Source organism: Streptomyces sp. NPDC127595, assembly GCF_042671685.1.
Lineage (GTDB): Bacteria > Actinomycetota > Actinomycetes > Streptomycetales > Streptomycetaceae > Streptomyces.
Map to the genome: position 1 here is coordinate 161,426 of NZ_JBHXWK010000003.1, position 23,906 is coordinate 185,331.

General features: G+C 72.0%; 15 protein-coding genes. 7 read left to right on the forward strand and 8 right to left on the reverse strand.

All coding sequences use genetic code 11. The features are described 5' to 3' along the window. Positions 1-149: 149 nt before the first annotated feature. Positions 150-3,383 (forward strand): BTAD domain-containing putative transcriptional regulator, encoded by a 3,234-nt coding sequence (locus ACFVKT_RS11745; RefSeq protein ID WP_385730216.1) that lies wholly within the window; start codon positions 150-152, stop codon positions 3,381-3,383. Positions 3,384-3,614: 231 nt separating this feature from the next. Here ACFVKT_RS11745 and ACFVKT_RS11750 read toward each other — a convergent pair whose 3' ends face one another. After that, a complete protein-coding gene (locus tag ACFVKT_RS11750) occupies positions 3,615-4,265 on the reverse strand; it encodes a response regulator (RefSeq protein ID WP_385730218.1) in 651 nt (216 codons plus the stop codon). Further along, positions 4,265-6,631 carry a histidine kinase gene (locus tag ACFVKT_RS11755; protein WP_385730220.1) on the reverse strand — a complete coding sequence of 789 codons (2,367 nt, stop codon included), beginning with the start codon at positions 6,629-6,631 and terminating at the stop codon, positions 4,265-4,267. Before ACFVKT_RS11755 ends, ACFVKT_RS11750 begins: the two co-directional genes overlap by 1 nt. A 137-nt stretch (positions 6,632-6,768) precedes the next feature. Between ACFVKT_RS11755 and ACFVKT_RS11760 the strand changes: the two genes are divergently transcribed. Beyond that, a complete protein-coding gene (locus ACFVKT_RS11760; RefSeq protein WP_385730222.1) occupies positions 6,769-7,944 on the forward strand; it encodes a CPBP family intramembrane glutamic endopeptidase in 1,176 nt (391 codons plus the stop codon). A 53-nt stretch (positions 7,945-7,997) separates the two neighbouring features. Further along, entirely contained in the window at positions 7,998-9,542 is a 1,545-nt protein-coding gene (locus ACFVKT_RS11765) for a fused MFS/spermidine synthase (RefSeq protein ID WP_385730224.1), read from the forward strand. A gap of 100 nt (positions 9,543-9,642) precedes the next feature. On the opposite strand, the gene ACFVKT_RS11770 is transcribed toward ACFVKT_RS11765, so the two are convergent. From ACFVKT_RS11770 to ACFVKT_RS11780, 3 genes are all read right to left on the reverse strand, one after another. Next, positions 9,643-11,010, reverse strand: a complete 1,368-nt coding sequence (locus ACFVKT_RS11770) for a cryptochrome/photolyase family protein (RefSeq protein ID WP_385730226.1) — start codon at positions 11,008-11,010, stop codon at positions 9,643-9,645. A 24-nt stretch (positions 11,011-11,034) separates the two neighbouring features. Further along, entirely contained in the window at positions 11,035-12,546 is a 1,512-nt protein-coding gene (locus tag ACFVKT_RS11775) for an SDR family oxidoreductase (RefSeq protein ID WP_385730228.1), read from the reverse strand. A 303-nt stretch (positions 12,547-12,849) separates the two neighbouring features. Beyond that, positions 12,850-14,796: a serine/threonine-protein kinase gene (locus tag ACFVKT_RS11780; protein WP_385730231.1), complete on the reverse strand. Its 1,947-nt coding sequence runs from the start codon at positions 14,794-14,796 to the stop codon at positions 12,850-12,852. Between the two features lie 320 nt (positions 14,797-15,116). On the opposite strand from ACFVKT_RS11780, the gene ACFVKT_RS11785 reads away from it, so the two are divergent. Then, positions 15,117-15,947 carry a hypothetical protein gene (locus tag ACFVKT_RS11785; RefSeq protein WP_385730233.1) on the forward strand — a complete coding sequence of 277 codons (831 nt, stop codon included), beginning with the start codon at positions 15,117-15,119 and terminating at the stop codon, positions 15,945-15,947. A 154-nt stretch (positions 15,948-16,101) separates the two neighbouring features. Here ACFVKT_RS11785 and ACFVKT_RS11790 read toward each other — a convergent pair whose 3' ends face one another. Together ACFVKT_RS11790 and ACFVKT_RS11795 are read right to left on the reverse strand one after the other, a co-directional pair. Continuing rightward, the gene (locus ACFVKT_RS11790; protein ID WP_385730235.1) at positions 16,102-17,013 is read right to left on the reverse strand and encodes a helix-turn-helix transcriptional regulator; all 912 of its coding nucleotides are present in this window, start codon (positions 17,011-17,013) and stop codon (positions 16,102-16,104) included. 207 nt (positions 17,014-17,220) lie between these two features. Then, the gene (locus ACFVKT_RS11795; RefSeq protein WP_385730236.1) at positions 17,221-19,281 is read right to left on the reverse strand and encodes a protein kinase; all 2,061 of its coding nucleotides are present in this window, start codon (positions 19,279-19,281) and stop codon (positions 17,221-17,223) included. A gap of 661 nt (positions 19,282-19,942) precedes the next feature. Here ACFVKT_RS11795 and ACFVKT_RS11800 point away from each other — a divergent pair. After that, entirely contained in the window at positions 19,943-20,548 is a 606-nt protein-coding gene (locus ACFVKT_RS11800) for a hypothetical protein (RefSeq protein WP_385731121.1), read from the forward strand. Next, positions 20,538-21,473 (forward strand): YihY/virulence factor BrkB family protein, encoded by a 936-nt coding sequence (locus tag ACFVKT_RS11805; RefSeq protein WP_385730237.1) that lies wholly within the window; start codon positions 20,538-20,540, stop codon positions 21,471-21,473. The genes ACFVKT_RS11800 and ACFVKT_RS11805 overlap by 11 nt, the downstream gene beginning before the upstream one ends. A 102-nt stretch (positions 21,474-21,575) precedes the next feature. Here the strand turns inward: ACFVKT_RS11805 and ACFVKT_RS11810 are convergent, their stop codons facing one another. Continuing rightward, positions 21,576-22,622, reverse strand: coding sequence for a saccharopine dehydrogenase family protein (locus ACFVKT_RS11810; protein WP_385730238.1), 1,047 nt, complete (start codon positions 22,620-22,622; stop codon positions 21,576-21,578). 175 nt (positions 22,623-22,797) lie between these two features. Here ACFVKT_RS11810 and ACFVKT_RS11815 point away from each other — a divergent pair, with 175 nt between their 5' ends. Then, positions 22,798-23,781, forward strand: a complete 984-nt coding sequence (locus ACFVKT_RS11815; RefSeq protein WP_385730239.1) for a helix-turn-helix domain-containing protein — start codon at positions 22,798-22,800, stop codon at positions 23,779-23,781. The last annotated feature ends 125 nt before the right edge of the window (positions 23,782-23,906 follow it).

The window sequence follows — 23,906 nt, forward strand, 5'->3', positions numbered from 1 at the left end:
CGATGTCGTGTCCGTCAATGTGGCCGGGGGTGCTGCAATTCTGATGAAATTCCGATGGCGTAGGAAGCGGAGGCTTCGGGGTGGACGACGGATCTCCTCAGCTGCTGCGGTTCGAAGTACTCGGACCGTTACGGGCGTGTCGGGGCGGGATGCCGCTGAAGGTGGGGCCGGTCAAGCGGCAGGCCGTGCTGGCTGCTCTGCTGCTGCGCCAAGGGGCCGTGGTGAGTCATGAGCGGCTGCTCGACGCGGTGTGGGGCGAGGAGCCTCCCGCAGGCGGCCACAAGGTGCTGCCCACTCACATCAACTCGCTGCGCAGGGTGCTCGATCCGGAAGGCACCCCGCCCGCGGAGTCGGTGATTCGCAGCGGCAAGGGCTGGTACCGCTTCGTCGTCCAGAAGGTCAGCCTCGATACGGCGGATCTGGATGAACGGGGAGCAGAGGCGCTGCACACCGTCGCGTCGGGCGACCTGGCCGCCGCTGCGGACCAACTCGCGACAGTCATCGGGCTGTTCCGGGGCGAGCCCCTGACGGGGTTACCGGGACCCTTCGCGCAGGAGGAGCGGCAGCGGCTGGGGGAACGCCGACGGACGTTCCGGCTGGAGCGGCTCAAGTGCCTGGTCCTGCTGGGCCGGTTCGGAGATGCCCTCGACGACCTGAGCGCCGGGCTGTCGGCGTCTGTGGCGGCTGACCACTACGACGAGTCGCTGACGGCCTTGCGCATGCGGGCCCTGTACGGCAGCGGACGTCAGGCGGAAGCGCTCACGACCTACGAGGGCCTGCGCGAACGGCTTCGTGACGAGCTCGGAACCGATCCCGGTGAGGAACTGCGCCGGGTGCACGAAGCGGTACTGCGGCAGGACGACGTCTTCCTCCTGCGTCCGCCCCCGTCGCCGCTCTCCACACCGCGTGAAAGCGCTGTGCCCGCCGAACTCCCGCACGACACCCGGGGTTTCGCCGGCCGCACCGGTGAACTCGACCGGCTCCACTCGCTGCTTGTGCCCGCGCCGGCCCAAGGGACGGCGAACACCGTGGTCATCTCCGCCATCGGCGGCGCCGCCGGCATCGGCAAGACCGCGCTGGCCGTGCACTGGGCACACCAGGTCCGCGACCGCTTCCCGGACGGCCAGCTCTACGTCAACCTGCACGGCTTCGACCACGACCGGCAGCCCCTCGAACCCGGCGAGGCTCTTGAACTGCTGCTGCGCAGCCTGGGGCTCGCGGCGTCGGAGATTCCCCCGCACCACGAGGCCCAGGGCCGAGTGTTCCGGACTCTGCTGGCCGGCCGGCGCATGCTCGTCCTCCTGGACAACGCGGCCTCGGCCGAGCAGGTACGTCCGCTGCTGCCGTCCGGTCCGACCTGCTGCGTCCTCGTCACCAGCCGCAACCGGCTCGGCGACCTCGTCGCTCACGACGGCGCCCACGCTCTGCCCCTGGATCTCCTCCAGCCGGACGAGGCCCGCGCACTGCTGAGCCGGACCCTCGGCACGGACCGGGTCGACGACGACAAACATGCGGTCGGCGAACTGATCCGGCTCTGCGGCAGACTCCCCCTGGCCCTGCGCGTGGCCGCCGCCAGACTCGCGGGCGACCCGGCCCTGCGGACGGCCGACCTCGTCGCCGAGATGACCGAGGGCAACAAGCTGGAGGCACTGGAGCCGGACGGTGACGCCAACTCTCCTTTGCGTACGGCCTTTTCGGTGTCGTACCGGGTCCTGGCACCCGGCGCACGCCGGCTGTTCCGCCTGCTCGGACTGTTCCCGGGAGCGGAGTTCCCCACAGAGGCCGCTTCGGCCCTCCTGGATGCGCCACTGCCGCAGGCCCGGCGGCTGATCGGTTCGCTGGCCTCGGCCCACCTGATCGAACCCGCGACGGTGGGGCGTTACCGGTTCCACGATCTCCTCCGCGAGTACGCACAGGAGCGTGCGCTCGTGGAGGACGCGGCGCCGGAACGTGAAGCCGCCCTCGAACGGGTCGTGATCTGGTACCTGAACGCCACCCGGACCGCCGCGGGGACCGGACTCTTTCCCGAGCTGCCGAGCAGCCTCCGTCCCGGCAAACACCCGGGCATGCCGTCGGCCACCGCGCCCGGACCATGGCTGGATGCGGAACGGGCGAATCTGCTCGCCGTCATCAACCATGCCGCCCACCACGGACCCCGCCCCGTCGCCTGGCACCTGACCTCCGCACTGTTCAGCGACTTCTGGATCCATCTGCCACGGAAGACCTGGCAGACCACCGCGCAGACGGCACTGGACGCGGCCGAGACCGAGGGTGACCTGTTCGGCCAGGTAGCGATGCACTCCAGCCTTGCAGCGGCACGGTGGGACCGGGGGCATGTCCGACAGGCGATGGAACACTCCACATGCGCACTGGACATCAGCCGGGAGCTCGGTTGGGCGACGGGCGAAGCGTCGGGTCTCGGCCACAGAGGCTTCGCGCGTTGGAGCATGGCGCGCCTCCACAGTGCGCACGACGACTTCACCACCGGCCTGCGCATTTTCCGTGAGAGCGGAAATCGCTACTTCGAAGGATTCGGGATGGTCGGCCTCGGTATGGTCTGCCGGGATCTGGGCCGGCTGCACGAAGCCGCCGACCACCTCGAACGTGCCGTCGGCCTCGAGGCGGAGGTCAGCTCGTGGGACGCCAGCTCGGCCCTGCATATCCTGGGCGGGGTGTACTGGGAACTCGGCCGTCTCACCGACGGACTCGACCGCCTCGGCCCGGAGGTGGCTTCCGACAAGCGGGCCGGTTACCGCGACGGCCGCGCGATGATGCTCGGCGCCATCGCGAAGATCAACGTCGAACTCGGCCGCCACACCGAAGGGCTGGAGAAGGCCGAGCGAGCCTTCGCCCTGGTCGAGGACACGAAACGACACTGGGTTCAGTCCAGCATCCTCAACACGGTCGCCGCCGCGCGCCGACGACTGGTACAGCCGGACCGGGCTCTTCAGTCGGGCGAGCAGGCTCTCGCCCTGGCCCGCGAGGCGCGATACAAGCGGGCCGAGGCGGACAGCCTCCTGTGCCTCTCCCTCACCTACAAGGAAACGGGCCGACACGACGAGGCGCGCGCCCACGCCGAACAGGCGCTGGCCCTGGCCCGCGCCCACTCGTTCCGCGTGGTGGAGGGCCAGGCCCTGACAGCCCTGTGCGAGACGGCGGAGGCCGAAGAAGCACACGGCCCAGCCGTCGAGCTCGGCCAGGAGGCCCTCGCCCTACACCGTGAGACCGGCCACCGGCTCGGCGAGGCGCGCACCCTCATGGCACTCGCCCGCGCCCACCGGAAGACCGATGGCGCCGCCGCCGAAATGATGCGGCGACAGGCCCGGGCGGTCTTCTCCGACATCGGTGTACCCGAGACGGAATACAGGGATCTCGACCGGTGACGTCTCCCGGCACTGGAACAGGGTCGGAACTGTCTGTCATGCCTTCCACCCCGCCCGCCTCACTTCAGAAGCACCAGAGGACAAAGAACAAGCTGAGAGTGCGAGTTCGATTCCTGTCACCCGCTCCATCATGAAACGCCAGGTCAGTTGCCTGAGGTTCGTTTGTGGCCCAGTCGGGCCGCGTGCCACCCAGGCCCTCAGTCGAGACGTGGCCCGCTGTGGATCCCCTGGTCAGGCCGTTCCGCGCGGCCTGACCATCCCGCTCTCGTAGGCCAGGATCGTGGCCTGCACCCGGTCTCGTAGGCCCAGCTTGGACAGCAGGGCGTTCACATGGGTCTTCACCGTGCCCGTGGTCACTCCGAGCGCGGACCCGATCTCGGCGTTCGTCAGGCCCGACGCGATGTGCAGCAGGACCTCGCTCTCGCGTGGTGTGAGGGAGGACAGCTCGCCCGTCACGGACGGCGGCTGCGGGGCGCCCCGCGCGAAGGTGTCGATGAGCCGGCGGGTCACGGTCGGGGCCAGGATGCCCTCTCCGGCGGCGACCACGCGGATCGCGGACAGCAGATCCTCGGGCAGGGCGTCCTTGAGCAGGAACCCTGAGGCTCCGGCGCACAGGGCCTCGTACACGTAGGCGTCGAGGTCGAAGGTGGTCAGGACGAGGACGCGCGGCCGGCGCTCCCGCGCGGTGATGAGACGGGTCGCGGTGAGACCGTCCATGCCGGGCATGCGGATGTCCATCAGGACGAGGTCGGGCGACTCGGTGGCGGCGAGCGACACAGCCGACGCCCCGTCACCCGCCTCGGCGACCACCGTCAGATCGGGTTCGGCGTCCACGATGGCGGCGAATCCGGCGCGGACCACCGCCTGGTCGTCGACGACCATCACGCGTATGGCGACGGGGACACCTCCTGGACGGGTACCGGACTCGGCCGGGTCGACAGCAACGCCCGTACGGTACCTGTCTGTTCGAGGGTGATACGGCCGATCCCTGTCATCCTGGCCCCCACCTGCACCTTCAGGCGTTCGGCCACCGGACCGGTCGCGGCCAGCGGTACGCCCGTCACCGTGACGCGCAGAGTGTCCCGCCGTCGGCGCAGCGTGACCCGTGCCGGGCCCTGGTCGCCCGCGCCGAGCGCCGCCTCGACGATCCGGTACGCCGACAGGGCCACGGAGGACGGCAGGTCCCGCGCGGCCTCCGGCAGGCCCCGCAGGGTCACGTCCCGCCCGGCCGCGCGTACGGTCCGGCACAGCGTGTCGAGGTCCGCGAGGGTGGGCGCCGGAGCGAGCCCCGGCCCGGGATCCTCCTCCGACTCGCCCAGACTGTGCAGGAGTTCACGCATGGTGGCGAGTGCCGACCGCGCACCGGCGGCCACCTCCTCCAGCCGCCCCTGCCGGGCCTGCTCGACCAGTGCCGCCGTGGGGTGCAGGACGGCGTCGCGCAACTGCGCCGCCAGCCGGTGCCGTTCGGCGTCCGCGGCCCGTTCCGCGTGCCACAGCACGCCGGCCAGCGCGAAGTCGTCCCAGGCCAGGATCCGCAGCCGCCGGCGCCGCACGGCGAGCCCGGCACCCCACAGGCCGGCGAACACGGCAGCGAGCACCACGGCCAACAGCACGAACATCACCACGGCGGTGGGCCACGTCGCGTCCTCGCCCGACAACTCGCCGTCCGCGACCGCCGTAGCGACAAGGGTCCCGGAGAGCGAGACGGCTGCCGCGCACCACGCGGGCCAGGTGCGGGCGGCTCCCCGGCCGTAGACCGCCACCGCGTACACCGCCAGCAGCTCCGCGAGCGCTCCTTCGGCGAAGAACTCGGACACCCGTGACGGCAGGCCGGCCCCGGCGACCGCCGCCGGCCACAACCACGACGTGGCCAGCACACCGAGGAGCGCCGGCCACGGAGCGCGCCGCCGCCACAGCAGCGGCACCGCGTGAGCGGCCAGCAGCACGGCGACGACGAGCAGGCCGGGAACCGCGGCGCGCAGACTCGCGCCGCTCCACTCCTCCGCGGTGACCAGGGCCAACACCAGGGGAGAGAGCGTCGCCGTGAGCACCAGCGCGGGGTCGGCCAGCCGCTGCTCCCACAGCACGTCGCGCCGCCCCGCGCCCTCGGGCGGACCCCACGGCCCCGTGACGTCGGGCAGCATGGCCCGGACCCGCCAGCCACCATCGGGTGCGGGGCCGGCGGTCAGTTCCCCGCCCACGGCCGCGGCCCGCTCCTTCATCCCCGGGACGCCGCGTCCGGACCCCAGGCCGTCGACGCCGCCTACGCCGTCCGGCGCCGCGCCACGCGGAGGAGCGTTGTCGACGCTCAGTTCCAGGACGCCCTCCCCGCGTACGACACTGACGTGCGCGGCGGAGCCAGGGGCGTGCCGCAGGGCGTTCGTCAGGGCCTCGCGGACGATCCCGTGGACCGCCTCGGCCGCCGGACCGGCCAGGTCGGCGGGGAGCACGGCATCGATACGACGCCCCAACCGGCCGAATCCGGCGATGAGTTCCTCGATACGCGCGGTCATCGGACGTGGATCCGGCCGCTCGACATCGCGCAGCAGACCGACGAGCCGTTGCAGTGCCGTCAGGGTCTCGGTGCCGGTGCGCTCGGCGAACGACAGCGCCTCGGCCGTCAACTCGGGCCTGCTGCCGCCGAGTCTTCGCGCGGCGTCGGCCGTGATGACGACGGACGTCAGGTGATGGGCGCTCACGTCGTGCAGTTCGCGGGCCAGCCGCCGCCTTTCGGTGTCGCCCGCCCGCCGCCGGGTCTCCTCCGCGCCGGCCAGCCGACGGGTCGCGAGCAACCGCCCCTTGAGCCACTGCCGTCGGGCCTCGCCGAGCCCCGCGCAGACGACGTACAGGAGTGCGCCGAGCGCCCACTCCGAGGCGAGCGCGGGCCGGACCCCGACTTGGACGATCGACAGGAGCCACTCGACACCCACGGCCGCGGCGACCGCGCGTACGGTCACGGGCACCGGGCAGCGGACCGCGACCGAATACAGCGCGACCAGCGCGCCTCCTCCGAAGTAGCCGTCCGGCCACGCGACTTGGCCCAGCAGGAGAGTGCCGAGGGACCAGGCCAGGGCCCCGACCGGCGCCTGCCGCCGGCGGCCCAGCGCGGCCGTCTCCACGACCACCGCGCCCAGCACGGCGACAACTGCGGCCGCCCCTGGCACCTCCGCTCCGGCTCCTGGCCACAGCAAGGCGATCTGTCCGGCCGCGAGCAGGGCGGGGAGCAGCCAGTTGCGTATCGTCTCCATTTCCGCACGAGCGTAGGGCGGGGTGCTACGCCGCGACACCGGCCGCAGGTACGAGGTCGCTCTCCACCCTCCGACAGAGACGCCGTTCCTGCCCGCGGCCGATGTGGGGACACCGGCCCGCGGCGAGGCTTGTCACCATGACGAATCCACTCGCCGCCCCGGCGCCCGCGCTCCTGCCCGAAGTGTTCCCCGAGGTGCTCCCCTACCACCGCATGGCCCGCGTCTCGGCACGCCATCGATGGTGGCGGCCCGTGCTGGGCACCGGGTTCGTCGCCGTGGCGTGCATGCTCGTGGGCGGACTGCTCTACGGCATCGGCTCCGCCCTGGGGGCGGCCTGGGGCTACCCCGAAGCCCCCGACGGTACCGTCGAGTTCGGCCCCGTCACGGGCACCGCCCTTGATCTGCTGACGATCGCCTCCGCCCTGCCCGTCGTCCTGCTCGCGGTGCGCTGGATCGGCCGCCGTCCGGCGGGCACGGTCTCGTCCGTGACGGGCCGACTGCGGTGGCGCTGGCTGGGGCTGTGCGTACTCGCGACCCTCCCGGTCCTCTCCGTGACCACCGGCGTCCTGCTCCTGCTGCCGACGGACGACGCCCCGCCGGCGCACTGGGCGGGCTGGGAGGTCTTCGGCCCTGCCCTCGCCATGCTGATCGTCCTGGTACCGCTGCAGTCGGCCGCCGAGGAGTACGTCTTCCGCGGCTGGCTCACCCAGGCGGTCGGCGGCTTCCTGCGCTCGCCCTGGTGGGCGCTCGTGCCCCAGGCCCTCCTGTTCGCCGCCGCCCACGGCTGGGGCACCCCGTGGGGCTTCGCCGACCTGGCTGTGTTCGCGCTGGTCGCGGGCTGGCTCACCGTACGCACCGGCGGTCTGGAGGCGGCCATCGGACTGCACGCCGTGAACAACCTCCTGGCCTTCGGCGTCTCGGCCGCCCTCGTCGACGGCCTCAAGACCGACGACACCGCCGCGGACGCTCCCTGGCAGCTCGTGGCCGTCGACCTGGCGGGCATCGCCCTGTACGCGGCGGCCGTCCTTTGGCTGGCGCGCCGCCGCACACCGACCCGAGCCGTCCCCGCGCCGGCACCGGTCCCGCCGCCGTGGCCGCTGCCCTTCCCCACCGCGTATCCCCAGGTTCCCGCCGCTTACGTGCCTGTGCCGTGCGTCCCGGCCCCAGTCCCGGCCCCGTCCGTCCCGGTCCCGTCCGTCCCGGTCCCGGGCGCCGAACGCACGGACGTGCCGGATCTGCCCAGGACCGGCAACCGCAACCCGGTGAACCGTCCCGATCACCGCACCAACCAACCCGATCACCGCACCAAGTAGCCGGAAGAACGCGGACTTTGGCGTGCTGTTCGGTCCATGGGGCGCGTGCGAGGATGTCGCGCGTGACCGGATCGTCGTCCTTGCCCGTCGCCGAGAGCGTGCCGCGTGGCCGCGGCCTGGGGCCCCGTGCCGCCGGTGCGCTCGTGTTCGGGTCGTCGGCCGCGGTTCTGGTGGTGGAGATCGTCGCTTTGCGGCTGCTGGCTCCCTACTTGGGCCTCACCCTCGAGACCAGCACCATGGTGATCGGGATCGCTCTCACCGCGATCGCGCTCGGCTCCTGGCTGGGCGGGGTCATCGCCGACCAGGTCGATCCGCGCCGGCTCCTGGGCCCCTCGCTCGGGGTGTCCGGGGCGGTCGTGGCGCTCACTCCTGCCGTGCTGCGCACCAGTGCGGAGTGGGCGCCGGCGCTGCTCTTGCTGATCGCGGCGCTCACCATCCTCGTCCCGGGCGCACTGCTCTCCGCGGTGACGCCGGTCGTGACCAAGCTGCGGCTCACCAGCCTCGCCGAGACCGGAACGGTGGTCGGCCGGCTGTCCGGCGTCGGCACCCTCGGGGCCATCGTCGGCACCGTCCTCACCGGCTTCGTCCTCATCTCGCGGCTGCCGGTCAGCGGCATCCTGATCGGCCTCGGAACACTGCTGGTGGCCGGCTCGGCGCTGGTCGAGTGGCGAACGCGCGGGTGGAGCGGCACCCCCGCCCTGACACTCGTGGTCGTGGCCGGCGGCCTCGCCACCACGGTCGCGCCCGGCGGCTGCGACACGGAGACCAAGTACCACTGCGCACGGGTCGTCGCGGACCCCGCCCGCAGCAGCGGCCGCACACTCGTCCTCGACGGCCTGCGGCACTCCTACGTCGACCTCGACGACCCGGCCTTCCTGGAGTTCGCATACGTGCGCGCCATCGCGTCGGTGGTCGATGCCGCGTTTCCCGAAGGTGAGCCGCTCACCGCCCACCACCTGGGCGGCGGCGGGCTCACCTTTCCCCGATACCTCGCCGCCACGCGGCCCGGGACGCGCAGCCTGGTGTCCGAGATCGACAGCGGGGTCGTGCGCATCAACCGCGAGCAACTCGGTCTGGGAGCGGTCGCCGGCATCGACGTACGCGCCGAGGACGGCAGGCTCGGCCTGCGGCGGCTGGACGCCGGCAGTCGTGACCTCGTCGTCGGCGACGCCTTCGGGGGTGTCAGCGTGCCGTGGCACCTCACCACGGTGGAAGCGATGACGGACGTACGGCGGGTGCTCGACGAGAGCGGCCTGTACGTCGCCAACCTCATCGATCACGGTGCCATGGCCTTCGCGCGTGCCGAAGTGGCCACCCTCAGCGAGACCTTCGCGCATGTGGCCCTCGTCGGCGAACCCACCGATATCGGCCTCGACCCGACAGCCACCGCCGATGGCGGCAATCTCGTGGTGCTCGCCTCCGACCGGCCGGTGGACCTGCTCGCGGCCCAGGAAGCGCTGAACGCCCGGCGAACCGGCTGGAAGGTCGCCACCGGCGACGACCTCACCTCCTGGATCGGCGATGCCCAGCTGCTCACCGACGACTACGCGCCCGTCGACCAGCTCCTCCAGCCCTCCAGCCCACAGAGCGGCCGGTGACGGGAAACGCGTCCGGGCCGCGGCGAACACCGAGGCCCTGAGCAGCCGGTGACGGGACACACCTCCAGGTCCTGCCGACCCACCTGACCCGCGTGCGTCCTCAGCCGGCCTTTCGGCGCTCCCCGAACCGGGCGGCGGCCGCCGCGAGATCCACGATCGGGGCGGGGTAGTCCAGGCCCGCACGGGCGGCCTCGTCGAGGTGGGGGAGACGGTGGACCGTCGTGGCGTCGAGGTGCCGGAGCTCCGGGAGCCAGCGGCGTACGTACTCCCCGTGGGGGTCGAACCGGCGTGCCTGGACGAGGGGGTTGAGGAGCCGGTTCGGGCGGGTGTCCGTGCCGGTCCCGGCGGCCCACTGCCAGTTGAGCTGGTTGTTCGCGATGTCGCCGTCGACCAGGAGGTCCAGGAAGTGGCGGGCTCCCACCCGCCAGTCCACGTACAGGGTCTTGGCGAGAAAGCTTGCCGCGAGCAGGCGGGCCCGGCCCGGCATCCAGCCCTCGTGGCGGAGTTGCCGCATGGCCGCGTCGACGACGGGGTAGCCCGTGCGGCCGTCCTTCCAGGCTTCGGTCTCCTTCGTGGCGCGGCGCCAACGGTCGTGCCGGGGGCGGTAGTCGTGGCCGGCCGCGTCGGGGCGGGCCGCCAGGACCTGGTGGTGGAAGTCCCGCCAGGCGAGTTGACGGACGAAGGCATCCGCCCCGGGGTTGTCCTGTGCGCGGGCGCGGTGCAGCAGTTCGCCGGGGGAGAGGCAGCCGAAGTGCACGTACGGGGAGAGCCGGGACGTCGCGTCGGCGGCCAGGACGTCGTGCCGGTCGTCGTACGCGGACAGCGGGCCGGAGAGCCATGACCGCAGCCTGCGGCGGGCCTCGGATTCACCGCCGAGGGGCAGGCCGGGCGACGTGGAGTCCGACGTGAGGGACTCCGTGCGCGGGAGGCCGGCCGAGCGTACGTCCGGTACCCGTACGGCGTCCGGTGCCGGCAGGACGCCGCGCACGGCGAAGCTATCCCAGCGGCGGAAGTAGGGGGTGAAGACCGCGAAGTGGTCCTTGCCCGCGGGCGTCAGCGCACCGGGCGGCACGACCGTCAACGAGGCGTCGTGCACGCGTAGTTCGCGTCGGTCACCGGTCAGTTCCGCGCGCAGCCGGTCCTCGCGCCGTGCCGCGTAGCGGCTCACCCCGGCCGCGATGTGCACCGTCGCGGCCCCCGTCTCCGCCGCCACCCGGCAGGTCTCCTCGACCACGTCGCCGGCGCGCACCACCAGTCGGCCGCCCCGAGCCCGCAGGGCCGCGTCGAGGTCGGCCAGGCTGTCGGCGAGGAAGGCCGCACGGTTGGGTACGGCGAAGCCGGCGCGGCGGATGCCGGTGTCGACGACGAAGAGCGGGACCACGCGTTCCGCGTCCCGCAGAGCAGCGTGCAGGACCGGGTTGTCGTGGACCCGCAGGTCGGCGGTGAACAGGGCGACCGAGACGCGCACGGTTCCTCGGTCCCCCTCAGCGGGTCAATGGGTTCGGGTCGGTTCAGGGGCGGCCGATTCGGCCGCGGCAGCGATGTTACGGGCCATGCCTCCGAAAACCGCGGCATGGAAGGGGGCGACACTCCACCAGTAGGCGTGCCCGGCCAGGCCGTGCGGATGGAACAGGGCCCGCTGCCGGTACACCGTGCGCCCCTGTGGATCCCGTTCGACGGCCATCTCCAGCCAGGCCAGGCCCGGCAGCCGCATCTCCGCGCGCAGCCGGAGCAGCCGTCCCGGCTCGATCTCCTCCACGCGCCAGAAGTCCAGGCTGTCGCCGACCCGTAGCCGGTTCGCGTCCCGGCGGCCCCTGCGCAGGCCGACACCGCCCACCAGGGTGTCCAGCCATCCCCTCAGGGACCAGGCGAGCGGCGAGGAGTACCAGCCGTTCTCGCCGCCGATCGCCTCCACCACCCGCCACAGCGCCTGCGGCGACGCCGCGACCGTACGCTCGCGGTGATCCGTGTAGAGGCTCCCGCCCGCCCAGTCGGGGTCGGTCGGCAGCGGGTCGCTGGGGGCGCGGGGAGTCGAGGCCGAGGACCACCGGGTGGCCACGTCCGCGTCCTGCACGCGCCGCAGAGCCAGCCGGATCGCCCGGTCGAGGCTGACCGGCCCCTCCGGCGGGTCCGGCACATAGCGGACGATGTCCCGCTCGGCGCAGACCACCTCGTGCTTCAGTGACTCGACCAGCGGGCGCGCGAGAGCGCCCGGCACCGGGGTGACCAGGCCGACCCAGAGGCTGGACAACCGGGGGGTGAGCAGCGGAACGGGGACGATGACGCGTTTCGGCAGGCCGGCGACAGCGGCGTACCGCCGCATCATCTCCTGGTACGTGACGACGTCCGGCCCGCCGATGTCGAAGGCCCGGCTCACGTCGTACGGCAGCCGCGCGCAGCCCACGAGGAGGCGGAGCACGTCGCGGACGGCGATCGGCTGGATGCGGGTGCGCACCCAGCTCGGGGTCACCATGGCGGGGAGCCGCTCGGTCAGATGGCGCAGCATCTCGAACGAGGCCGAGCCCGACCCGATGATGACCGCTGCCCGCAGTACGGCGGTCGGTACGCCCGAGGCCAGCAGGATGCGGCCCACTTCGGCGCGGGACCGCAGGTGGGGTGAGAGCGCGTGTTCGGGTACGCCGGCCGGGGTCAGCCCGCCGAGGTAGACGATCCGCCGGACTCCGGCGGCACGCGCCTGCTCACCGAAGATCCTGGCCGCGCGCCGGTCGGTCTCCTCGAAACCCCGCCCGGTGCCCAGCGCGTGCACCAGGTAGTACGCGACATCGATTCCCTCCATGGCCGCGCGCACGGACGCCTCGTCCGTCACGTCCCCGCGCACGGCCTCCGCCCGTCCTGCCCACGGATGGTCCCGCAGCCTGCCGGGCGAGCGGGCCAGGCAGCGCACCGAGTACCCGGCCGCGAGCAGCTCCGGCACCAGTCTGCCGCCGAGGTAACCGGTGGCGCCGGTGACCAGACAGCGCGGCGGCCGGTCGTCGTCGGTCATGCCGGCCGCACGTACGCCGGGCGCGGGTACACCGGCCGCACGTACACCGGTCGCCCGTACGCCGGTCGAGTGCGCCTTGTCCGGCGACTGCCGGCGGACCGGGCCGCAAGAAGCGTCATGGCTCTCCTGCCTTCCCGGGGTGTGCCCGTCCGTGGGGCTCTGTGGCTGTTCCCCTCAGCCCATGCTTGGGGCCGGGGGCGAGCACCGCAACCGCGCAGTCGCGACGGACACCCGCCGAGGCAGACGGGTACCTCGGGACGGTTGCGGCCGAACAGGACCTCGCGTCGGCCCGGCTCGGCCCGGTCACGTCGGGGGCAGTTGCTTCGCGATGTTCCGTACGACGACGGCCGCGAACTCCGTTGCGCTGTCGCACAGTTGCTTGGACGGCTGTGGCGCGTACACAGTCAGCTGGAAGAGTTCGGTGGTGCGGTCGCCGACCGCGTCGGTGTAGGTGCGGTGCGGGGTCCGTACGGTGCAGCTGTCGTCCTCGGCCTCGTCCGCGATGGAGTAGCTCTTCGTGCCGGCGACGTTCACCGGCGTTCCGTCGTCGGCGTCCAGCGAGTTGTCCCGGCTGAACTGGATCTCCACAGCGCGCTCGCCGTCGTCGCTGGACCAGTCGCAGTCCCAGGAGCCGAAGCCGCGGTCCCGGTTGTCCGCCTCGACGCCGGGCAGCCGCTTGAGCTCGGTGGCATCGAGCAGCGTGCAAGTGTCGAGCCGGGCAAGGGAGTTCGCGGCCGGGGAAGACGAACGCCGGGGCACCGGGCCCTCGGCCAGCACGCCGACCACGTGATCGGTGGCGGCGTCGGCCATCTCGCACGGGTCGGGCGACGGAGTGGCGAACTGCTTCCCGATGACGCGGATCTGCTTGCCGTCGGCGGTCAGGACGGCCCGTGCGCATGCCTCCCCGTCACGCTTGAGCGTCACGACGGTGAGGCTGCCGACCAGACGGGTGGACAGGACATCGTCGAAATCGTCCCGGTCCGAATCGAGGTTGACCTGAACATCCGCGTTGTCGTCACCGCTGTTGTTGCGCACCAGGACGTCGCACCGGTCGATCTCGCCGTAGTCGGGGTCCAGTGCGGTGTCGCCGAAGCGGCTCAGCGAGGCCGCGTCGAGCAGCCCGCAGGGGTCCGCCGTGCGCTCGTCGCCGAGAGCTCCGGCCTGCGCCGTGGCCGACGGTTTCGCGTCGGTGGGGCCACCCTCCTCGGCATCGTCCTTCGAGGCCCACGGGCCGAAGAGGACGAGCCCGGCCGTGATCGCCCCCGCGGCGGCCAGCGCCACCGCCGTGATCGCCAACCGGTGGCGGCGGCGTCGGCGTACGGGCTGTGGCGGCTGAAGCATGAAGGGCGTGAAGTCCCCGGCGCCGCGCAGGAGTCGCGGCAGCCGTAGCGTGCGGTCCCCCGTACGGCCGTTGTGCAACTGCTCCTGGATGTACGGGGACGGGGGCGCCGCGCGTGTCAGCAGCTGCTGCGCTGTGGCGGCGTCGGGCCGGCGCCCGGGCTCCACCTCAAGCAGCTCGGTGAGCGGCCCGTCCAGCGGGCCGGGCCGGTGCATGGGCTCGATGTGTCCCTCGACGGCCCGGGCCAGATAGGCCATGAGGTGTTCGGCCTCCCCGTACGGCGACCGGCCCTCGACCGCCGCGAACAGGGAGGCGCCCAGGGAGAACACGTCGGACTTCTCGCCCGCGGGCTGGCCCTTGGCCAACTCCGGTGCCAGATACCGGGGTTTGCCGCGCACACTGCCCGGCGCGCTGTGGGTGACGTCGCTCCACAGGGCCCGCGAGATCCCGAAGTCGGTCAGTCTCGCGATGCCTTCGTCGGTGACGAGGATGTTCTCCGGCGTCACATCGCCGTGCACCACGCCCGCGTGGTGGGACTTCACCAGCGCGGCCGCGATCTGGCAGCCGATCGACCCGGCCTCCTCGTGCGTGAGCGGGCCGCTCTCCGTCACGATCTGCGCGAGGCTGCGCGAGGGGACGTACTCCATGATGATCCAGCAGGTGGCACCCTCGTCGACGAAGTCGAAGACGCCCACGATGTTCGGGTGGTGCAGCCGCCCGGCGTTGCGCGCCTCGACCATGAGCCGCCGGGTGGCCCGATCGTCGTCCAGACGCCCGCACTTGACCGCGACCGGCCGTTCGAGCCGCTCGTCCCAGGCCAGCCAGACGACACCCATCCCGCCTCTGCCGATGGGCTCCTGCAAGAGATACCGGTCAGCGATCCTGTCCCCGGCCTCCGGCGTCACCAGCACCGCCCCACCCCTCGCCCCACCGCCGACCGTTCTGCCAGGTGACGGAGTGTACTCAGCGCGGACTTGGCAGTGATCCGCTTCACCGGACTTCGCGCGGACCCGCCCAGAACCCCCACAGCGCGCCGGGCGGCCACCAACGGTGACAACCGGCCTCCACAGCCCCTCTGTTGCTGTGTCACGGCTGTGTGACCGCGCTGTTCTGAAGCGAGGACAGGCGTGACCTGTGGGACCTGGGCCTCCTCATAGTGATCACAGAGCGGGAAGGGGCACGAACGCCGCCGCCTCCCTGCTACTCCCGCCCCCGGAAGGACCTTCCCGTGATGAACCGCCACCTGCGCCAGGCCATCGTCGCCACCGCCACGCTCACCGCCGGACTGCTGATGACGGCGTGCCAGAGCGGCACCGACAACAGTTCGTCCGGCAAGAGCCCGGCGGACTCGGCAAGTCCGGTGGCGGTCGCGGAGAACGCGGAGAACGCGTCGGACGCCAAGGACTCCAAGGGCGTCAGCGGCTCGTTCACGAACGGCAAGGTCAGCTATCTCGCCCCGGGCAAGTACATCGTGTCCGTACCGGGCAAGGAGGACCAGCAGTTCTGGGTCGCCGACGACACCGAGGTCTACGGCGTCGGCACCATATGCGGCCAGGCCGGCTCCAAGGTGGACGCACCCTGCACGCTGGACCAGCTGGAGGCGGCCCTCAAGAAGGGTGCCGTGAACGCCGACGTGGAGATGACGAACGGCGCCGCGACCCTGGTGACCGAGCGCCGCACCGCCCAGCAGGAGACCGTGCCCGGCTCCGGCTCCGACTCCGACTCCGACTCCGACAGTGGTTCCGACTCCCGCGAGACCGTCGTCGAGGGCATCGACGAGGGCAAGGGTGTCAACGGAACCTGGTTCGGCAACGTGTCCTACCTGGCGCCGGGCAAGTACACCGTCTCCGACATGAAGGGCACCGAGCAGCAGTTCCTCGTCGCCGATGACACCAAGATCATGGGCTACGACGACATCTGCGACGCCGTGAACACCGGGCCGGGCGGCGAGGGCGGCGTCGAGTGCACCGAGGCCCAGCTGGAGACGGCCGCCAAGAAGGGCTTCTCCGCCGAGGTCGAGATCAGCAACGGCATCGCGACCACGATCACCGACGACCACTGAGCCGCGGGCCACTGAGCCGCGGGCCGGCCGGAATGCGGCGACGCGGTGCCGCGACGAAGGACCGACCGGTGCGGTGCGGTGCGGTGCGGTGCGGTGCGGTGCGGTGCAGCGACGGTGCACCGACCGGTGCGGGTGGGCCGGTCGGCAGCCCGGGTCACTGTCCTCCGTCGAGGCCGGCGATCTCTGAACCGGGGCGGGCCGGACCACTTCGCGGCGGATGACAGGTCGCACGCAGAGCATCCATCTTCTCTACGTCGGTGATCTCAGCCGCAGTCGCATACGTGACGATCCTGAGGCCGGTGCCGGCAGGCATCAGGACATCGACGTCGAGGACGATGTCACCCACCAGTGGATGCTCGATGGTCTTGCGGTCGCCGACATAAGGACCGGCAGTGCCGTTGAACCACAGACGGGCGAAGCGCGGGTTGCTTCGGAGCAGGCCGTCGATGAGTGGGACAAGACGTTCGTCATGTGGATGGGCGGCCGCTGTCACACGCAGGTCGGCGACGAGGTCCTCCTCCTGTGCTTCGCTGCCTTTCGACGACCGAACGGGCCAAGCCGCAACCGGGTCCCGGCCACGGCCGGCGCTCGGCTGGAACATCCCGGCGACGAGACTGCTCTCGGCCCAACCGTACGTGCGGGGGTCGCCGACCGCGGCCGTCCACATCTTGTTCCAGCCGATGATGGTCCAGTCAGCGGCGAAGACCCCGGCGGGAATCCCTCCCAACTGCTGTACAAGTCGCTGCACCCTCATGGGTATGTGCCTGGAGACGTTCCCGGTGGAAGGCGGCGCGAGCTGGGCGCAGCGGAACAGATGGTCACGCTCGGACGGGCCGAGACGCAGCGCTCTGGCCAGGGCGGTGACCACTTGGGCCGAGGGATTGCGCGCGCGGCCCTGTTCCAGCCGCATCACGTAGTCGACCGACACGCCTGCCATACGGGCCAGTTCTTCGCGGCGCAGTCCAGGGATGCGCCGCTCCGCGTCGGCCTCCAGCCCGCTGTCCCGCGGTGACACGCGCTCACGCCAGCCGCGCAGAGCCATGCCGAAGTGGTTCATCGATGCCATGCGGGTCATCGTCGTCCAGGTGCCGCGGGCGACACGAAGCTTGTTCTGCCACACGACGGATTCGTTACACAGGCACGCCGGGGTCGGGTTACGGGGCGAGGTCCCGTCGCGCATCGCGGCGAACACCCGGAAAACGTACGGGACTTGAGGGCGGGGCCAGCGTTCGACGCGTACGTCGTGCTCGGCGGCGCCGCTCGCCCACCTGGGTCATCGAATCGTCCAGGTCTGGTTGTCCCAGCCACTGCATTCCCAGAGGACCACCACCGTTCCGCTCGTGCCTCCGAAAACGGTGACGCACTTCTGCGACTGATCACCCACCACTTCCGCCCCGGAGAAGTGGAACTGCTGGGCGGCGTCGCCGTTGCACCCGGTCAGCTGGATCTCTGTCCGGTCCTCGCTCGACCCGCCGGCCACGGTCATGCACTTCCCCGACGACCGGAACGTCCCGTCCGATCCGATCTGCCATCGCTGCCCCGCGGAGTCGTCGCACGTGGCCTGAACCAGCTGGATCCCCTCGATCCCGGCGCCGCTGCTCAGGCACTTCCCCGTGGCGGGGACCACCAGGGCATGGCCGGCCGGTGCGACCGACAGGTCGGATTCGTCGCCGGTGGACGGGTTCTCGTCTCCGGGTTCCGTGTCGGGATCCTCTTGTCCGGCGTTGGGCGGCGGCTCCGGCGAGGGGGCGTTCGCCGTCGGGGACGTGCCGCCCGAACTCGCAGAACTCGACGGTGAGGAGGGGACGGAAGAGGCCCTCGGCGTGTCCGCGGACCGCGACGCCGCGGTGGTGCCGGCGGGGAGAGGGGTGGTCGACTCCGCGGCGCCGCTGGTGTTCTCCGTCGTCGTGTTGAGCAGCGACGCGATCGTGATCAGTGCCGCCGTGACGACCACTGCGGCAAGCACGACGACCTTCTTCGTATGGCCCGTTCGGCCGCCGGAGGGCCGCCGCGCCTGCGGGTCGGCCGTAGCCGGCTTCGGGCGTCCCGCGGCCGGTGCCAGGCCAGCGGCGGCGGATGCCTTGCGTGAGCTGCGCGCCGGGTTCGGTTCAGGGTCCGAGCCTGGGGCCGGCTTCGGACTCAGGGCCGGCTTCGAATTCGGCTCCGGCTTCGAACTCGGCTCCGGCTTCGCCGCCGCGGCCGGAGCGTCGGCGGCCTCCGTACGAGCAGCCGGCGGAGTGGAGGACGGAGTGGTGGGCGGGGTGGAGGACGGAGTGGAGGACGGAGTGGCGGACGGCCTGTTGGACGGACTGGTAGACGGCGTGATGGAGGAACCCACTCGGTGTCTTCGTCGCGGGTCCCGGTCCCGGTCCGGGTCCGGCTTCGGGTCCGGGTCCGGGTCCGGCTTCGGGTCCGGGTCCGGCTTCGGGTCCGGGTCCGGCTTCGGGTCCGGGTCCGGATTCGGGTCCGGGTCCGGCTTCGGGTCCGGATTCGGGTCCGGATTCGGGTCCGGATTCGGGTCCGCGCCCACCGTCCGCAGGAGGTGCTCGGCGTCCTCGGCCGATATTCGGTCGGCCGGTCTGGCGGTGAGCAGCGCCTGGATCAGCGGGGTGAGCGGCCCGGCGCCGAGTACCTCGGGGGCCGGCTCCATGGCGATGGCGTACATCGTCTCCGTCACGGTGTTCCGGAGGAACGGCGAGCGCCCGTCCACCGCCTGGAACAGCGTGGCGCCCAGCGCCCACAGGTCGGCCTCCGGGCCCGGCTTGGCGCCGACGAGACGCTCCGGGGACATGAAGTCGACCGACCCCACCAGCTGACCGGTGCGGGTGAGCGTCGAGGCCTCGGCGGCCTGGGCGATACCGAAGTCGGTGAGGACCACCCGGCCGTCCTCCGCGAGCAGCACATTCGCCGGCTTCACATCGCGGTGCAGGACCCCGGCCCGATGCGCCGCCCGCAACGCGGCGAGCACCCCACGGCCGATCCTGGCAGCCTCTTCCGGCGGTAGCGGGCCGTGCGCCTTGATCCGGTCGGCGAGGGTGGTGGAAGGCACGTACTCCATGACGATGACGGGCAGCCCCTCGTCGTCGACGACGTCGTGGACGACAACGACATTGGGGTGGCTGATCCGGGCGGCGCTGCGGGCCTCGCGTCGGGCGCGCTCGAAGAGGGTGTCGAGTTCGTCGGCGTCGAGATGCGGCTGGGGATGGAGCTTCTTGACGGCGATCTCGCGCCCGAGGATGTCGTCGTGGGCGCGCCATACGGTGGCCATGCCACCTCGGCCGACCCGGTCGAGGATGCGGTAGCGGCCGGCGATCAGCCGTCCTTCGTCGGACACCGTGGGTTCCTTTTCTCTGCTTCAGGGACCGATCGGGCCGACGGCGCAACGGAGTTCCTCTGGCCGGCCACACCCCCAACGGCCCTCGGTCAGGCCCCGGGTTCGGTTGGACAACGGCTTCTGGCTGTCTCCGGTTCAGGGTCCGGGGCGCCACAGGGCCCGGCCGAAAGCAGGGCGGCGCCGCCATCGGACGTCATGAAGGTCCGGCGACCGCGGTCAACGAACTCGCCGGATCCTTCGCGTGCCTGATCATGCTCCGACGAACACGGCAGCCGCCAGCCTCGCGGGTAGGAACAGGAGTACCACCCCTATCAGCCGCGGCGGTTGACGCACTCCGGGGCCCGCCGAGGTCCTGTCGTCGAACGGGTGGTTTCAGGCTCGGGCCGGTTGTGGCGTGCCCTGCGAAAGCAACCCCCACGTCACGGGCCCGCCCCGTGCGACCGTGGCCAGGACGCGGCCGGGCGATGCTCCGCACACGCCAGGGCGCCACCTCAGGGCGCCACTTCGGTGGCGCCCTGAGGTGGTCGTCGAGGTGAACAGCACGGTCAACGACGCCCATCTGCCCGACGACGAGGAGTCCGAGAGCGCGTCCGGGGCCGTCCGCGTGGAGTAGCACGTCCGGGCAGGGGCAGAAGGGGATCGGGGTGAGAGGCGGATGGACATGAGCACACCGTTCGTAGGGATGATCGCGGGTATGGCCCTGGCGTTCGCCGGCTGGTTCGGCGGATTCGGCGCCTTCGTGCTCGTCGGCGCTCTCGGCACCCTGGGCTGGGTACTGGGCCGGTGGGTCGAGCGCGGCGGCAGCTTCCGGGACGTACGGGACACGTTCGAGGGGGAGCCGTCGATGACCGCCCCCGCGCAGCGCGGCACCACCACCGTCCCGGAGCGGGCGGTGCGCGGGACCGCCGCGCGGGCGACCACCGAGGCGCTGCCCGCCCTGGGTGGCGCCGGGACGGCCCGGGCCACGGTGTCCGTACGCGGCAGGAGGGTGGACGTGCCCCTCGGGTTGACGCTGCCCCATCCGGCTCCGCCGGTCGACACCGTCCCGGACATTCAGCGTCATGTGGTGGAGCGCACCCGGGAGTCGACGCGCCCCGAGGTACCGGCCGCGCGCGTCGGTGTCACCTCCCTGGCGCTGGAACCGGACGCCGTACTGCCCGCCCTCCGCGCCGTGACGGAGGAGGCCGGGGCAGCGGCAGCGCCGTACACGCTGCACACCCGACTCCGTCTGAGCGCGGCCCCGCACCGGTTGTCCCGTGTCCGCTGAGCCGTACGTCGAGGTGCCCCGCGATGTTCGCCGGGCACCTCGGCCCCGATGGCAACGCCAGGCCGCGAGCTGGCGGTGCGCGCTGCGGCGCACGCCGGTGTCGCTGTGGAACGACGACATCACGGACTACGCGGCGGCGCTGACGTACTACGCGATCCTGGCGGTGCTCCCCGCCATGCTGGCGACGGTCCTCGGCTTCGGTCTGATCAGCCCGGACACGGCCGAGGAGTTCATCAGCCACGTCACCGCCTACGCCCCGGCCGAGTCCGGCGCCGAACTCCACACCGTGCTGTCCCACGCGCTGGACGCGGACGGGACGGTCTGGCCGCTGCTCGTGACCAGTGCGGCCAGCGCGCTGTGGTCGGCCACCAGCTATCTCGCCGTCTTCCGCCGCGCCCTGCACCGCATGCACCGCGTCGAGGACCGGCGTTCGACCTGGCGCAAGGCGCACCGCATCGTGCTCACCGCGCTCGTACTCCTCGGGCTGCTCCTCGTCGGCTCGCTCACCCTGCTGCTGACCGGCCCGCTCGCGGAGGCCGTCGGCCGGACCCTCGGCCTGGGCGCCACCGCGGCCTGGGCGTGGAGCCTGCTGCGCTGGCCGGTGCTGCTGTGCCTGGTCGCCCTGCTGGTCGTGGTCGTCTTCCACACGGGCCCGCCCATCGCGCGCCGCCGCGGCCACAGCCTGTCCGGCGGCGCGCTGGCCGCCGCGCTGTGGCTGGCCGTCTCCGCGGGCTTCTCGTCGTACGCCTCCACACTCGGCGCCTACAGCAGGCTGTACGGCTCGCTCTCCGGCATCGTCGTCTTCCTCATCTGGCTGTGGCTGTCGAACCTGGCGCTGCTCTCCGGAGCGCAGTTCGCCGCGGAACTCTCCAAGGCCGCGGGCCGCCCCGGTACTCGGAGCACGGGGAAGCCGTCCGACCCGTAGCACTCATCGGGCGCCGCCGTGCAGGCAACGACGTGCGTGCACGGCCGGCCGTCTGCTTCACCGGCTCGCCCGGGCGCCACCGACAAGCATCCCGTGGTGCTCCTACGGGAGTTCGACGGTGAGGTGCGGGGACAGCGCGCGGAGGAAGTCGGGGGCGTCGAAGATCTCGCCGGCTGAGGCGACGCCGACCGTGCGGGTCCGGCCGGTGAGGATGCGGTGGACCGCCTCCACCGCGAGCGGTGCGGTGACGGCGTAGATGTCCCGGCCCCTTGCCACAGCGCGTCGTTCAGAATCTCCGGAGCGTACGACGGCGTCGACGAGGAAGGTCTGGTCGGAGCGCCCGTCGGCGTCGGCCGCAGTCGGCGCCGGGGTGTCGAGGGCCGAGAGGTCTCCGGCCGCTTCGGTCGTCATGTGGGTGCGTACCTCGGGGATGGAGAGGTGACTGGGGATGGTGACCACATCGGCCATCGTGAACTCCCCGACGACCTCCCTGGCACCCAGCGGGCCGGGGAAGGGCCACTTCAGGAGCGTCGGCGCGTCATCGTGGTACTCCAAGCGCCCGTCCGTGAAGCGGACGCGCCGGCCGCCTCGCCGGTCCCGCGAGACCGTGCCCGCCGTGCGCGTCCCGGGAGTGGGGTGCCAACTGCTCAGTCCGTAGGCGATGTCCGCTTCGTCGGCCGCCGTCCAGTCGCCCATCGCGGCCGTGGCCAGCAGGTCGCCGAGGCCGCCGTAGAAGGCCATCGCCGGGACGATCACCGCTCCCGCCGTGCGGGCGCGGTCCCCGAAGTGCGTGAACGTGTCGAGGTTGGCCTCGATCTCGGCCGCCACATCGACGTACGGGATCCCGGCGCGCAGTGCCGCCTCGATCACCGGAGCGGCCGTCGTGGCGAAAGGCCCGGCGCAGTTGATCACGGCGTCCACACCGTCCAGGGCGCGGTCGAGCGACGCGGGGTCGTCGACGGAGGCAGGGCGGACCTCGAGTCCGGGCGCGGATGCCGCCAGTGCCCGCAGTCTGCCGGCGTCGCGGCCGGAGAGAACCGGGACGAACCCGCGCGCCCTCAGCTCTGCCACCACGAAGCGTCCGGTGTGCCCGTACGCACCGAACACCGTCACCGTCTGTCCCGATACCGATCCCGATCCCGATCCCATGGGTGCTCCCCCGCCGTCTCAAATGATCTGCTTGATCTGCTTAAGCCGCTTGCTTCGCTTGATCTGCTCAAGCCGCTTGCTTCGCTTGATCTGCTTGCTCCGCCGAGAACATCCTCGCGATAACCGGCGCCCCACCGTGAGTGTCCGGAACGACGTACCCCGTACAGTTTCGGACATGAGTACCATCGCGCTGGCCGTCACCGAGGGAATGCTGCACTTCGAACTGTCCATGGCGTACGAGGTGTTCGGCGCCGCTCCGGTCGACGTGGACGTCCCCTGGTACGACGTCCAGATCTGCGGGTCGGACGCCGTACGGGTCGGCCGGTTCCGGCTGGAGCCCGACCAGGGGCTCGACCGGCTCCGGCATGCCGGCACTGTGATCGTCCCCGGCTGGGCGGACGTCGACGTGCACCCGCCCGCCGATCTCGTCGACGCGGTGCGCGCGGCCCACGAGGCAGGCGCGCGGGTGGTCTCCCTGTGCACGGGCGCGTTCGTGCTGGCCGCCGCCGGTCTGCTGGACGGCAGGCGCGCGACCACACACTGGGCGCACACCGAAGTCCTGGCCGCCCGCCACCCGCGCGTGGAGGTCGATCCGGACGTGCTCTACGTGGACAACGGCAGCGTGCTCACCTCCGCCGGCAAGGCCGCCGCCATGGACCTGTGTCTGCACCTCGTCCGTCTCGACCACGGGTCGTCCGTCGCCAACTCCGTCGCCCGCCGGCTGGTCGTTCCGCCTCATCGGGCGGGCGGCCAGGCGCAGTTCGTGACCGCTCCGGTGCCCGCCCGCGACGACCACCCGCTCGCCGCGCTGCTCCCCTGGGCGATCGAACGCCTCGACCGCTCACTCACCGTGGAGGATCTGGCACACCAGGCACGGATGAGCTCACGCAATCTCGGCCGCCACTTCAGGGCGGCGACCGGCACCACTCCACTCCAGTGGCTGCTGACCCAACGCATCCGCCGCGCCCAGGAGTTGCTGGAGACCACCGACGACACGGTCGACGCCATCGCGACAGCCACCGGCATGGGCACCGCGACGACACTGCGCCGGCACTTCAACCGCACGGTCGGCGTGCCTCCCGACACCTACCGCCGAACCTTCCGCTCCCGGCCCCGCACCGACTCGCCCTCCCTTACTCCGGAGCCTTCTGGGCGCTGAACCGGGCCGCCGGGCCGAAACGGTGCCAGGCGCATGGCAGCCGGTATGCATCCGTCGTCCACGGACCGCCCTCCCGACATGAGGGAGGGCTATGCTGAGCGCAGACGTCCCAGACCCCGGCGGCG

Coding starts and splice junctions, on each gene's coding strand:
- ACFVKT_RS11745 (WP_385730216.1), top strand. CDS start 150: ATGCCGCTGAAGGTGGGGCCGGTCAAGCGGCAGGCCGTGCTGGCTGCT.
- ACFVKT_RS11750 (WP_385730218.1), bottom strand. CDS start 4,265: ATGGTCGTCGACGACCAGGCGGTGGTCCGCGCCGGATTCGCCGCCATC.
- ACFVKT_RS11755 (WP_385730220.1), bottom strand. CDS start 6,631: ATGGAGACGATACGCAACTGGCTGCTCCCCGCCCTGCTCGCGGCCGGA.
- ACFVKT_RS11760 (WP_385730222.1), top strand. CDS start 6,769: ATGACGAATCCACTCGCCGCCCCGGCGCCCGCGCTCCTGCCCGAAGTG.
- ACFVKT_RS11765 (WP_385730224.1), top strand. CDS start 7,998: ATGTCGCGCGTGACCGGATCGTCGTCCTTGCCCGTCGCCGAGAGCGTG.
- ACFVKT_RS11775 (WP_385730228.1), bottom strand. CDS start 12,546: ATGACCGACGACGACCGGCCGCCGCGCTGTCTGGTCACCGGCGCCACC.
- ACFVKT_RS11785 (WP_385730233.1), top strand. CDS start 15,117: ATGAACCGCCACCTGCGCCAGGCCATCGTCGCCACCGCCACGCTCACC.
- ACFVKT_RS11790 (WP_385730235.1), bottom strand. CDS start 17,013: ATGGCATCGATGAACCACTTCGGCATGGCTCTGCGCGGCTGGCGTGAG.
- ACFVKT_RS11800 (WP_385731121.1), top strand. CDS start 19,943: ATGAGCACACCGTTCGTAGGGATGATCGCGGGTATGGCCCTGGCGTTC.
- ACFVKT_RS11810 (WP_385730238.1), bottom strand. CDS start 22,622: ATGGGATCGGGATCGGGATCGGTATCGGGACAGACGGTGACGGTGTTC.
- ACFVKT_RS11815 (WP_385730239.1), top strand. CDS start 22,798: ATGAGTACCATCGCGCTGGCCGTCACCGAGGGAATGCTGCACTTCGAA.